Annotated in this window: 15 protein-coding genes; 14 read left to right on the forward strand and 1 reads right to left on the reverse strand. The window is 27.9% G+C overall.

The features are described from left to right. The first annotated feature begins 180 nt into the window (after positions 1-180). The 7 genes from B3630_RS16755 (at position 181) to B3630_RS16785 (ending at position 6,113) form a co-directional block, all read left to right on the forward strand. Complete coding sequence (locus tag B3630_RS16755) at positions 181-984, forward strand: RelA/SpoT domain-containing protein (protein ID WP_346879384.1); 804 nt, start codon at positions 181-183, stop codon at positions 982-984. Positions 985-1,365: 381 nt separating this feature from the next. Next, positions 1,366-2,106, forward strand: a complete 741-nt coding sequence (locus B3630_RS16760) for a sulfite exporter TauE/SafE family protein (RefSeq protein WP_346900155.1) — start codon at positions 1,366-1,368, stop codon at positions 2,104-2,106. Between the two features lie 1,199 nt (positions 2,107-3,305). After that, on the forward strand, positions 3,306-3,860 hold the full coding sequence (locus tag B3630_RS16765; RefSeq protein ID WP_346900157.1) for a sigma factor: 555 nt from the start codon (positions 3,306-3,308) through the stop codon (positions 3,858-3,860). Between the two features lie 158 nt (positions 3,861-4,018). After that, positions 4,019-4,318 (forward strand): hypothetical protein, encoded by a 300-nt coding sequence (locus B3630_RS16770; protein ID WP_346870544.1) that lies wholly within the window; start codon positions 4,019-4,021, stop codon positions 4,316-4,318. Positions 4,319-4,506: 188 nt separating this feature from the next. After that, the gene (locus B3630_RS16775) at positions 4,507-4,989 is read left to right on the forward strand and encodes a GNAT family N-acetyltransferase (protein ID WP_346900159.1); all 483 of its coding nucleotides are present in this window, start codon (positions 4,507-4,509) and stop codon (positions 4,987-4,989) included. A 105-nt stretch (positions 4,990-5,094) separates the two neighbouring features. After that, a complete protein-coding gene (locus tag B3630_RS16780; protein ID WP_346900161.1) occupies positions 5,095-5,538 on the forward strand; it encodes a GNAT family N-acetyltransferase in 444 nt (147 codons plus the stop codon). Positions 5,539-5,786: 248 nt separating this feature from the next. After that, positions 5,787-6,113, forward strand: coding sequence for a hypothetical protein (locus B3630_RS16785; protein ID WP_346900163.1), 327 nt, complete (start codon positions 5,787-5,789; stop codon positions 6,111-6,113). Positions 6,114-6,840: 727 nt separating this feature from the next. On the opposite strand, the gene B3630_RS16790 is transcribed toward B3630_RS16785, so the two are convergent. Then, entirely contained in the window at positions 6,841-7,170 is a 330-nt protein-coding gene (locus tag B3630_RS16790; protein ID WP_346900165.1) for a hypothetical protein, read from the reverse strand. Positions 7,171-7,359: 189 nt separating this feature from the next. Here B3630_RS16790 and B3630_RS16795 point away from each other — a divergent pair, with 189 nt between their 5' ends. From B3630_RS16795 to B3630_RS16825, 7 genes are all read left to right on the forward strand, one after another. Next, the gene (locus B3630_RS16795) at positions 7,360-7,830 is read left to right on the forward strand and encodes an NUDIX domain-containing protein (RefSeq protein WP_346900167.1); all 471 of its coding nucleotides are present in this window, start codon (positions 7,360-7,362) and stop codon (positions 7,828-7,830) included. Between the two features lie 150 nt (positions 7,831-7,980). After that, positions 7,981-9,096 carry a DUF4037 domain-containing protein gene (locus B3630_RS16800; RefSeq protein ID WP_346900169.1) on the forward strand — a complete coding sequence of 372 codons (1,116 nt, stop codon included), beginning with the start codon at positions 7,981-7,983 and terminating at the stop codon, positions 9,094-9,096. 370 nt (positions 9,097-9,466) lie between these two features. Continuing rightward, entirely contained in the window at positions 9,467-9,997 is a 531-nt protein-coding gene (locus B3630_RS16805; protein WP_346900171.1) for a dihydrofolate reductase family protein, read from the forward strand. 50 nt (positions 9,998-10,047) lie between these two features. Next, complete coding sequence (locus B3630_RS16810; RefSeq protein WP_346900172.1) at positions 10,048-10,848, forward strand: class I SAM-dependent methyltransferase; 801 nt, start codon at positions 10,048-10,050, stop codon at positions 10,846-10,848. A 136-nt stretch (positions 10,849-10,984) separates the two neighbouring features. Next, positions 10,985-11,371 carry an OsmC family protein gene (locus B3630_RS16815; RefSeq protein ID WP_346900174.1) on the forward strand — a complete coding sequence of 129 codons (387 nt, stop codon included), beginning with the start codon at positions 10,985-10,987 and terminating at the stop codon, positions 11,369-11,371. A 245-nt stretch (positions 11,372-11,616) separates the two neighbouring features. Beyond that, positions 11,617-12,096: a GNAT family N-acetyltransferase gene (locus tag B3630_RS16820; RefSeq protein WP_346900176.1), complete on the forward strand. Its 480-nt coding sequence runs from the start codon at positions 11,617-11,619 to the stop codon at positions 12,094-12,096. Between the two features lie 137 nt (positions 12,097-12,233). Next, complete coding sequence (locus B3630_RS16825; protein ID WP_346900178.1) at positions 12,234-12,695, forward strand: GNAT family N-acetyltransferase; 462 nt, start codon at positions 12,234-12,236, stop codon at positions 12,693-12,695. Positions 12,696-12,847: the final 152 nt, after the last annotated feature.

Below are 12,847 nucleotides of genomic sequence, written 5' to 3' on the forward strand. Positions count from 1 at the left end.
CCTAAAGTCCCTACTAAAGTAAAGCTTATTTTAGTAGGGACTTTATAATGCTATTTTTTACGTTTTTCTATGGGCAATACAATTTGCTATCTTTTATCATTTTGCGTTACAATAAGTTTAAAATATCATAAAATGTATTTATTATGGACAAAATAAGTAAAACTGAAGGTGGCAAGGTTTATGATTTTAGATAAAGAAACTTTTTTAAGTAAATATCATCTTAAGAATGAAGAGATTATAAAGAGTGGAATAGTTTGGGACACTTTAGAAGAAATATATATGGATTTCAATATGTATAAAGAGACTTATGAGACACAAGCAGAATTTATAGCAAATACACTTAGGGCACATAAGAAAATACATACGGTAAAATCTAGAGTAAAGGATTCTGAAAGGCTTATTGAAAAGATTATTAGAAAGACAGAGGATAGAAAATCAAAGTATGGAGAGGATTTTCAATTTTCTGTTTCTAACTATAAAGAAGAGATAAATGATTTGATAGGTATTAGAGCCATACATATATTCAAGGATGATTGGGAAGATATACATAATTATATTCTGGGAACTTGGAAGGTTGTTGAGATAACTGCTAATGTTCGAGAAGGGGATGATACAAAAATATTTGAAGAATTAAATATACAAATTAATTCTAGAAAATCAGGATACCGTTCTGTCCATTATCTTATAGAATTTTTTCCAACTAATCAAAAGGTTATAGCCGAAATCCAAGTAAGAACCATATTTGAAGAAGGTTATGGAGAGATTGACCATCAACTTAGATATTCTCACAAAGAGATTCCAGAGGTCTTAAAATTAAATCTTTTGCTATTTAACCGTATAGCAGGAAGTTCCGATGAGATGGCATCCTTTATAAATATGCTAAGTAAAAACTTGATGGAAATGGAACAAAAGTATGAAAAGATAATAGATCTTAAGGATAAAGAGATAGAGGATTTAAAAAGACAGGTAACTATAAATAAATAAATGTTACTCACACTAATAATTGTCAGGTGGTATGTCCTATAACAATTAATGGATTAAATTATTGAGAGAGAAAGTACTAGCTGGTGAACAGTTAATTAGACAAAAATATAAAAATATTTTTTAAAATAAGTGAGAAAAAGTGGACCAACTTTAAAAAGTTAGTCCACTTTTTCTGATGCTTTCACAAGTTCTTTAAAATTGGTGTTAGTATATAAATATGGACATGAAAGTGTTGCTAATATTTGACATGTTTTGTATAATGTGTTACGTTTGAAGAGAATCAATTCAAATTGGCTTACTGCAGTAGTTAACTTTGAAAATATTAATTATTATATTATGGATATATTAAAGCTAGTTAATATATTATATGGAGGGGTAAATATGTTCAAAAAACTCAAAAGCACCATATCTATTTTACTAACATTAATAATCATGTGTTCTACAATTTTGGCTCAGACATTATATGCTAATGCTGAATCAGAATTAAGGGTAGACGACAAAATTAATTTTAATTTTATCAGTACTGAGTCTGACAATACAGAGTACACATATGAAGAATATGGTAAACAGTATAAAGTATTAGAAACTTCAACTGAAGATTTTGATAATATTCATACTGAGGTCTTTGTTAAAGATGATAATAATGAGTATATATTAATAGAAAAATATGATACTGTTATAAGTATGGATGAAGATAATAACATTGAAATTACTAAACTTGAAGATGGCAAACAGACAACTGACATTATGGTTGTTGAAGATACAGTTACTAGTGAACCTATAAAAAATGCAAGATCAGGTTGGGAATTTGTCAATGCTCATAATGGTAGCACCCATTTTCAAAACTTCACATATTCTGTTGTTGCAGGAATATTAGTATCCTTAGTTTCAGGTGGATTAGGACTAGGAATAGTAGCTGGTAGCGTTGTAGGTGCAGTAGCAGGTATTATAGTTAGTGAGCGTGTTCCAACTGTCTACTATAGACGAACTGTTTCTTACTATAGAAATACAAGCAATATGGTAACAAAAGTAAGAGCAAATAATAATTTTTATTATGATAGTGGTCATAGAACTTATTTAGGAAACGCTACAAATACATGGACTGGGAAATTTCCTTGGTAAAAATATAATCGTAGAATACTAACTATCTTCGGATTATATTAGTAATAGAAACGTCTAAAAGAATGAGGTAGGTTGATATATTAATACTTACCTCATTTCTATAAAATTATAATAAGTCATGTTATATCGGCATTGAAAGGATATTTTTATGTTTAAACGTGTTCTCTATTTAATTAGAGATTTTGCAATTATGTTAAGTATTTTTGTCATCCTACCCTTAATACTTCAGAAAATATTTAATGACACAAGTATTAAAACAAATTACATTGTTTTAATAACAGTTTTTATATTCTATGAAATACGTACTAATGGCAAAAAAGACAAAAATAATCAATATTAAAAGGCACAAAATTAAGTTGAACACCCTAAAGCACAGGGAGATAATAAAAGAATTATATTAAACTATAATTTAATAAAGTGCACATAGAAAGGTGAAGAAATCAAAGATACACGATTTCTTCACCTTTTTACTCTGAGGGTAGACTATATTCTGCTTAAAATATAATGGATGAAGTTAAATTTCAATAATGGATAAAAACAATAAATTTTCAAAATACTTCAAATTACCTCTTGACCGCCTCCTCAAAATGCCATATAATGTAACTATGCTTTTATGGCATTCGTGTTAATGATAAAAGTATTTGGTAGAAAAGACGTAAAGTAAAGGATATGTTAGGTTATATTAAGGGGAAATGTAGGTAAATGAGAGCTTATCTATATTATGATTAAGTATTTTAAATGGGAAAATTAGTATAGAGAGGGGGATTAGATGTAATTGATTCAGGTGAGATGCCCAATTTGCAATAATAGATTATTCGATGTGGAAAATAGCTATATTGGAATGATAGAGATAAAGTGTAATAAGTGTAGAAAACTTTTGGGGGTAAAGAACAATATTAAATTAAGAAAAATAGAATTTTCATATATAATGAGTTAAGATAAAGATTAATTACAATTCAATAAGGAAGTATAATAAAACATACCGAGCAATGGAGAATTAACTACCGAATAGCCGGATGGTTGCTAAATTAGCAGTCGTTTGGCTATTTTTTATTTTAACAGAATTTAATCCTTATAGGGTTAGTTTTTAAAGCCTTTCACTGTGGAAGGCTTTTTTTATCCGTTTATAAGCATCTCCACATAGGCTTTGAATAGATTCATAAAAGTTTCAAAAAAATTTGAAGCTAGGAGAGATGAATATGAAAATTAAGTATGAATTTATTACAGGTGAAGTTCAGGAGGTTTTTGTACCTGATGAGTTTATTAAAGTTGTCATGGAGATAGAAAGACAAGTTTATACTAATAATTATAAAGAGAGAATTAGGCATATTTCTTATGAGAAAATGGAGGATCATGGCTTTCAATTTAGGTCTAATGAGATTGAAGTTGTTGAAAATGTAGAAGAAAATTGCCTTATAGAAAGGATTTTCGTTATGGATAATTATGCTAAAATTCAAGAATTAGTTACAAAGGCAAAAGCAGGGGAGGATACTGCCCTTGAAGAGCTTTTAAAAACTTTCAAGGCTTTAATATCTAGCCAAGCTGTAGCTATAAGCGCAAAGGGCTATGACCTAGATGACATAATTCAAGTGGGGACTATTGCACTATGTAAAGCAGTCCATGGCTATGATATAACCAAAGGTAACCTCCTTTCCTATGTAGCTATAGCTATAAAAAACAACCTTGAAGGTCTAATTTACATGGGCAGAAACACTGATGCGAAGAATTCTGTTAGTAAGCTTCAGAGAAGCTAAGAACTCTATTTATAAGGTTTTACTGAATGTATATAGAAATTTAAATTTAAGTTAATACCATAGGACTTATAATATGGTAAAATTGTAAATTATAATAGATTATTGCAGTGTGCTATATAAGCACATTGCAATATCAAGGAATATCTAGGAGGTTCAGTATGAAATTAAAGTTAAATATTTACTCATTCATTTTATCGTTGGTATGTGTAATATTATTCTTTTTATCAATAGAATCAAATAAGGTAATTAACTTTACAATGGATCTATTGCAAGTGCATCCATTAGTTATAGTTATGATACTTTCTATAGTCACACTATTACTAGGGCTACTTGGATTTTCGGAAGCTATTAGCTGGTTTCAATTATTTAGAGGAGTCTTTACAGTAGCCATAACCATCATAATGACAGGATTTATAATTTTTATCTTAACTGTTGGTAGAGTAGTTTCATTTACTTAAACTAAAAAGTGGTTACTTCCAGAGAAAAGTAGCCACTTAATTTTATGAACTTTTCTTTAATAGGATGCTTTTTGTACATAAATATACACTTTATAAAAATTATGTTACAATAAGTTTATAATATAAGTTAATAATTGTAGGAAAAACGTATTAACGTACTAAATAAATAATAAGAAGGAGAAGTTATAATGAATAACAAGATTTTGTATCAAAAGATACATACTGATGACTATAAAGAATTAACAAAAATCATGACTTCTGCATTTAATGAAGATACATCAATGCACAGAAATATAAAAGAGGATGGACCTAAAGGGTATAATGATGGCAGTTTGATTAAATGGCTCAATGAGCGCACAGATTTTGAAAGTTATAAAGTTATTTATGAAGGTAATATAGTTGGTGCTTACACAGTTGGAATTAAGGCCAATAATGAATATAGTTTGGAAATGCTCTTTATTGATCCAAATTACAGAGGACATCATCTTGGAACTATAGTTTGGAATGATATAGAGCGAAAATATGTAAATGCTAAAATATGGACAGTTGAAACGCCAGATTATTCAATAAGAAACCATAAATTTTATACTAAAAAATGTGGATTTACATTTTTAAAGGAAAACATATTTGATGATGAATGTAAATCTTTTGTTTTTAAGAAGGAAAAATAATATTATAAACAGATTGAATTAAGATAAGAAAGAAGATTAATCAGTTAATTCATTGGTTAATATGCATAAATTTAAATGTTTTGAATTTGGGGGATAAGTAATTATATGAATAATATATATTTTAAGGATATAGATAATACTAATGAAAATATTGTTAGAAAAATAAAATTAAAGTCAAACCAAGAGAAATTTATTGAAACTGTAGATGAATGCTTGAAAGAAGCAAGTACTTGTAGTCAGTGGAATCCTGTAGCTATATATGATAACGAGGCAGTAATTGGATTTGCAATGTATGGATCCTTCGGGCCTAATAAAGATACTTGGATTGATAGAATAATGATAGATGAAAAATACCAGGGAAAAGGATTTGGAAGAATTGCAATGACCAAACTTATTGATATAGTTTCAAAAAAATATGATGTTAATACTATCTACTTAAGTATAGTTGAGCAAAATACATTAGCTTATAGTTTATACAAAAGCATTGGATTTGAGTATATAAATGAAAAGGATGTTAATGGAGAACTTATATTTAAGTATACAATTTAAAATAAGTGTTTAAGCAAGGTGAAGTCAGAGAGTTTTCATGTTTTTAAATCTCATCTTTTTTTATGGTGGAATAGATATATAATTAAATAACTTATTTGTAATGACGTTTATTTTAGAGCATCTCTGTATAGGGGTGCTTTTAATATTTTCATACATTTTATTGAAAATATGTTGCAATAAGAATGTGAAGGAATAATTGTATATTATTATTAATACTACATAAAATATCACCGAGAGGTGACTATTATATGAAAAAATTTATTGTAATCTTATTAATTTTAGTAACTACTATATTGGGTACATCTATTACAACTTATGCATCTTCACGAAATATGTATAAAGAGGGTTTTTATGAAATATCGGATTTTAATCCTTCAAAAGATGGTTCTTACCATGTTGAAAATATATCAGCATATAGTGTTTGTGTTATTGTTTTTAATGAAAATAACATTAACACACAAGTCTTATATCTAGAACCTAAATCATCAAGACATTATTTAGTTTCTCTTGAATCTGAATATAAAATCGTAATAGTTGGTGACGGTGAAGTACATATTGATGCAGGCATAAAATAATTCGAGTATATATTTTTTATATAGTTATTACAAACTAATTATACTTATCATTAAATGGATTTGTTGTATTAGAGTGTCTTGTACAAATAATATATAAAAATTAATGACATTGATAAATATAAATAAATTTTGATAAATGTCAGGATTATTTAGAAATAAAATTATTTAACGGTTTTAATGGTTTTGATTTAAAATCAAAGCTGTTTATTTTAGAGCATCTCTATATAGAGGTGCTTTTTACATATAAATATATTTTATTGTAATCATGCTATAATAAGTATTATATTTATGATTGTAAATGAAAAATTTTAGAAAATTTCATTTAAATTAATTTTAAGGTGGAATTTAATGTATCAATATTATAAGTGATTGATTATTAGAGAAGGTGAAGATGGGCTTAAAGGAAATATCATTAAAAAAATGTACAATAAAGTTGGTTGGGTGTCTGCAAGTCAACCGTTATGGCTAGATGAAAAGTATGAAATCTGTTTTTAAAATTCATCATGGGTTTTCACTGTCTTGGATAAGGAAGATATGATAGCTATGGTAAGGTATTGGAGTATTAATATAGATGATGAAGAAGTTTATGGTTAACCTAGTATAGATAATTTGAAATGATTGCTCAATGATTTAAATCAGTAATATTTATTATTCTTTTTAGAAAAAAGAATAATAAATATTATGTTGGATATATTCAATTAAAAGTTTTTAATAATAAAAGGACACCCTATTGTGTCCCTTTATCAATAAATATTTGACCATTACCAACTATAACAATTCTATATTCAGGTTTAAGAGGAATTAAATTATACTTAGCTGACTTAGGTTGAAGACGAATAGATTGTATTATAACTTGATTTTCATCATAAAGAGTAAGAAAAACACTATTATTTGCTGAAACATTTTGAACCACATAAGATTCATTTGGGGATATATTGAAATCAGTTGCTTTATAAACACCTTCTTTAAATATATTTTCAGCAAATACATGTGTAGAAGTAAAAGTACTTAATACTAATGTAATTAAAATTAGAAATATAACAGTAAACTTTTTCATATAAAAATCTCCTTTCGTCTTTAGTTTGTGTAATGGAGTTAATAATATGCAAATTTGCAACTTAGGAAAATAAATTAACTAGCATAAATAAATTATGTTATAAATAAGTATTATAATTATGATTATAAATGAATAATTGTGTTATAGTGCATAACATTGTAGATTTTAAATATTGGATGATGGAACAATATGATTGAAGCAAAATTTTATTATAAAAATGAAAATGCACCAAAGCCTAATAAGCCAAACCATATAGGTGCCTGTGCAATTATTAAGTATAATAATAAAATATTATTAGAAAAAAGATCAGATAGCAACCGCTGGGCACTAATAGGCGGAGGTCTGAAAATTGATGAAAGTTTAGAGGAAGGAATAATTAGAGAAATTAATGAAGAAACAGGTATTATATTATCAGAAGAGTCTTTAGATTTTTGGAAAATGTTTTCAGACCCATCAAGAATCGCTGTATATCCAGATGGAAATATTGTTAGAATAATATCTGCTGCTTATATAATAAATTTAACAGAAAATCGTAAATTGATATGCAGTGAGGAATCGGAAGAATTAAAGTATTTTACTTACAAGGAGTTAGAAAAATTAAATGTTGCTGAAACACATAGACATATAATTAATGAATATTTTTCATCAATGATAATTTAACTTTATAATTAAAAATATTTTTAGAATATGCAGTAATTAAAGTTTGTAGTTACTGAACAAATGTAAATAAAGAGGTTAAATTTACAGAAGATTATAAATTGATGCGTAATAGTATTATATTATTCACTAATTGATAAAAGGAGTAGGAACATGAGCGATATATTTGTATGTAAAAGTGAAAATGAATTTATTCCGGGTTTAAAATTAAATAAAGAATTTTATTTTGATATTATAAAACCACTAATAGATAAGCAATATACGTATCTTCGATATGCAGCAGCGCTCGTTGGACATTGCTCAGATGTATTGGGGTTTGATGACTATAAATCCACTGACCATGTTTGGGGGCCCAGATTACAAATTTTTTTAGAGGAAGAAAACTTTAATGATGTAAAAACTAAGTTAGATACCCTCTTCAAATATAACCTGCCATTTGAATATAAGGGGTTTCCAACTAACTACAAGGCTGTTGAAGGATGGACTAATAATGGTTATATGCAATATAAGAATACATATCCTATTAACCATTTTGTAGAAATACACACGGTAAATTCTTTTTTTAACAATGATATAGTTATTAATCAAGATAGAGAAATAGATTTTAAGGACTGGCTATCCTTCCCAATACAGCATTTACTAGAACTAACAAGTGGAGAAGTATTTTATGATGGAATTGGAGATTTAACTAAAGCAAGACAAGCTATTCAATTTTTCCCTAGGGATGTTTTACTCTTACGTTTATTTATACTATGGAAATCAATTAATGAGGAGCAAGCCTTTATAGGTAGATGTGCAGAAAAGGATGATAGAATAGGTGAAAGTATTGTTACAAATAGAATAATAAATAAGCTTATGAAGATATGTTTTTATTATGAAAAAAAATATTATCCCTATAGCAAGTGGTTTGGAGTTGCTTTCAAAAGGCTTGAAATATCGAGTGCTATATCTGCTTTAATAGAGAAGGTTATAGCTTCACCTGAAAGAAAAGAACGGGAAGCAGCTTTATGTGACTTATACATTAAGATAATAGAGAAACATAATTGTATAGGCTTAACAAGTTATGTAGAACCTAAAATTATAAACTATTATAGTAGGGGTTATCTTGGTTTTGATTCTGAAATTATATTAAAAGAATTAAGCAGCGAAATTAACTGGAGTAATATAAAAGATATTGATTTACTATCGAGAATAGAATTGTTTGATGACTCTAATTTTGGATGTAATTATTCTATTAACAAAAGAATAGTTGAGGAGTCATTACAATAGAAACAAATAATGTAAAGCGATAAACATAATATTTAAAATCGCAATATTAGTAAATCGTGAAATAATGGAACTCTTGAAAAGGAGTTCCATTATTATATACTATATTATCAACACCGTTCATTAACATAGCCTAAATGTAAAATAAGAATAGGTTCTCTTCCTTGATAATTAATGATTCTAATATATACGAAGGGTGTTACACTATGAATTAGCATATTTCTGCAAGGGTGTTTTTGTATTATAAATCATTTTATTGTAATTATTCTATAATAAGTATTATAATTATGATTGTATATGAATAATTGTAAATTACTGTTCACTAATTGTGTTTTAAAATTAGATTAATTTTTATAAATATGGAGGTTTATAGATGTACAACAATAGAAAATTAGTTCTATATATCGCAACAAGTTTAGATGGTTACATAGCGACAGAAGATGATTCCTTGGAATGGTTGTTTAAAACTGAAGGCGAAGGAGATAATGGATATTCTGAATTCTACAATACAGTTGATACTATTCTAATTGGTAGAAGAACTTATGACTGGATCATTGAAAAAGAAAAAGGGCAATTTCCTTATAAGAATAAAAAGTGTTATGTATTTTCTGAATCAGAAAAAGGTAAAAATGAAAATGTAGAATTTATTAATCAAGATGTTGTGGAATTTACAAATAAAATCAAAAGACTGGATGGAGGAAACATATGGCTTGTTGGCGGTGGTGTTCTTCTAAATTCTTTTATTAAAGAAAGGTTAGTTGACGAATTTATTATTACTATATCACCTACTCTAATAGGTAATGGAATACCTTTATTTAAAAAAATTGATTTTGAGTTAGAACTAAACTTAAAGGGGATAAGGAGATTCAATCAATTTGTTGAACTCCATTACGAGATGAAATAAAATAATTTATATTTATTTGATAATTGTCTTAAATAAGGTAGGTAGAAATTATGAGCTTAATTACTGAATTTTATGAAAGATATGATGAAGAAAATAGACTTACATTAAACAATGCTAGAAAAATAGAGTTTACTGTTACAACTACTATTTTAAACGAGCAAATAAAGCCACACAACAAAATTCTTGAGTTGGGTGCTGGTACAGGAGCATATTCATTTTATTATGCTGAAAAAGGAAATGAAGTAGTAGCTACAGATATTGTACCCAAACATGTAGAGATTATTAAGGAAAAACTGAAAGAAAATGGTGATGAAATTAGTTTATCAGCTGAAGTAGTGAACTCTATAGATTTAAGCCAATATGAATCAGAGAGTTTTGATGTTGTAACCTGCTTAGGACCAATGTATCACCTTAAAGATGAAAATGATAGAATAAAGTGTATTCATGAAGCCTTAAGAGTATTAAAACCTGGTGGCGTTTTAGCAATAGCATATATTAATAAACATTATATAATTCATGTAATTATGGCATATCAAAAACAATTTTTTACACATACATTCATAAATGAAGTATTAAGTTCGGGTGTAACTAAAGAAGGTGGAGTTGATTGTTTTTTACCGGTTGGCTTCTTTACAACGCCTACTGAGATTGAATCATTTATCGAAAATTTTAATATTGAAATTATTAGCCATGTAGCTACTGATGGATTATGTTCACTGTTAAGAGATCCTGTAAACGAATTAAGTGAGGAACAGTATGAGGCATGGAAGAATTATATGCTAAAGAGCTGTAGAGAAAAAAGTATACTAGGATTAAGTAATCATGGACTATTAGTATGTAGGAAGCAATAAAAGTTATCCCAAGTGTATGAAAATAGATACAATAAAGTAGTAAATATACTGGACTTTTCTTGTGGGTTAATGCATAGTTATAAAAAAACATGAAATATTCTCAAATAGTATAAACGTAATTTTAGGAGGTTTTATTGTGAGTAATAATTTGACAGTAACAGCAGATCTTATAAATGACAAGGTGAAATTTTCAGGGGTTTCCCGTTATAATAAGGAGATAATTATTGATTCTGTGGATGGTGATGGGTATATGCCACTTGAGCTATTTCTTATGAGTCTGGCAACCTGCAGTGGTATGACCTTAGCTTTATTGCTTAGGAAGATGAACAAAACTGTATCTGAATTAAAAGTAGTTGCTTCAGGTGAAAGAAGAACAACCTATCCGACATATTTTAAAAGTATACATTTAATATTTGAAATTGTATCAAAGGACGTACAAACCGACGAGATTGAAAGGACCATAAAACTGATGGAAGAGTCATTATGTCCTGTTTGGAACATGGTAAAAAGTAATGTTGACTAAGCTGTGAGTATAAGATAATATGCCATTAAAAAGGTAATTGAGCATAATTTGGATTTTATAAAAACCGCAGACTATATAATAGATATGGACCCAGATGCGGGAGAAAATGGTGGTCAGATAGTAACAGCAGGAACCCATGATAATATTGTAATGTGTGATGAATCGTATACAGGAAAATATCTGAGAAAATATATGAAATAAGGTGTAAATCAAGAGAAAGGTATTATAATAGGAGGAATATAAAATTGGAAAATTTATTATTAAAACCTCGCACACTTGAAAATGTAAAAATATTTTGGAGAAAATCCCAGTATGAAGAAGTAGAAACTATGTTTCCCTTTGAAAGGAATACATTAGACCAAGCAGTTAAGATGTATGAGGAATCATTAAAGCCTGGTGCAAGGAGTTTTGGAAAGGTTATTTATTTTAATGATAAATACATAGGTGATATCTGGTGTTATGGAATCGATGAAGCTGATGAGAAACAGGCATTTGTAAGTATAGTTATATTTGATAAGACATATTGGGGTAAAGGAATTGGTAAGAATGCGTTAACACAATTCTGCCAAATTGTATTTAAAAAATACAATGTCAGCAAGTTGTGTGCATTCACATATAAAGATAACACAAGATCTAAAGGTGCCTTAGAAAGTGTGGGATTTAGAATGATTGAGGAGTTTGAAGAGGATGGTGTGCCTTCATACTATTATGAATTATTGAACTAATAAAAAAGGAAAGTGTAATATAAAGAAAGAAGATTATGAATTAGTAGAAGCTAAAAATAAGAATTGTAAAAGTAAAGTATAAAAGATACAAGAAGTTTATTTTATAAAGTCAAATTATAATTTATAAGGAGTGAAAAATGAGCGATTATAGAATTATAAAAATACAGGAACGCCCTGAATTGAAAAACTACGCGGCAAATTGGTTTCATGAGAAGTGGAATATTCCGCTTGAAGCATACCTTGAAAGCATAGATGAATGTATGAAAAATAAAAATCCTGTTCCACAATGGTATATAGTAATAATAGGAGATAGAATTGTAGGTGGACTTGGTGTAATAGAAAATGATTTTCACAACAGAAAAGATTTAACTCCTAATGTATGTGCTATTTATGTGGAAGATGATTATCGCTGTCAAGGAATTGCTGGTAAAATGCTGAACTATGTATGTGATGATATGAAAGAAAAAAATATTGATACACTTTATCTTGTTACAGACCACACGTCTTTTTATGAGCGATATGGTTGGGAGTTTCTGTGTATGGTCCAAGCCCAGAGTGAAAAAAATCTGACAAGAATGTATATCCATAGAACAATATAAATTAAAGTTTATTGGTTATATTATTGAAGATATAAAAAAATATAATAAGAAATACTAAATAATATGATATGATGTAATATAGTTAATAGTATTTATTTAACTTAATAGAGTTTTCTAATACTATAAAATATATTATTAGAAAAGCAATAGAA

The organism is Clostridium sp. UBA7503 (genome assembly GCF_002477055.1).
Lineage (GTDB): Bacteria > Bacillota > Clostridia > Clostridiales > Clostridiaceae > Clostridium_J > Clostridium_J sulfidigenes.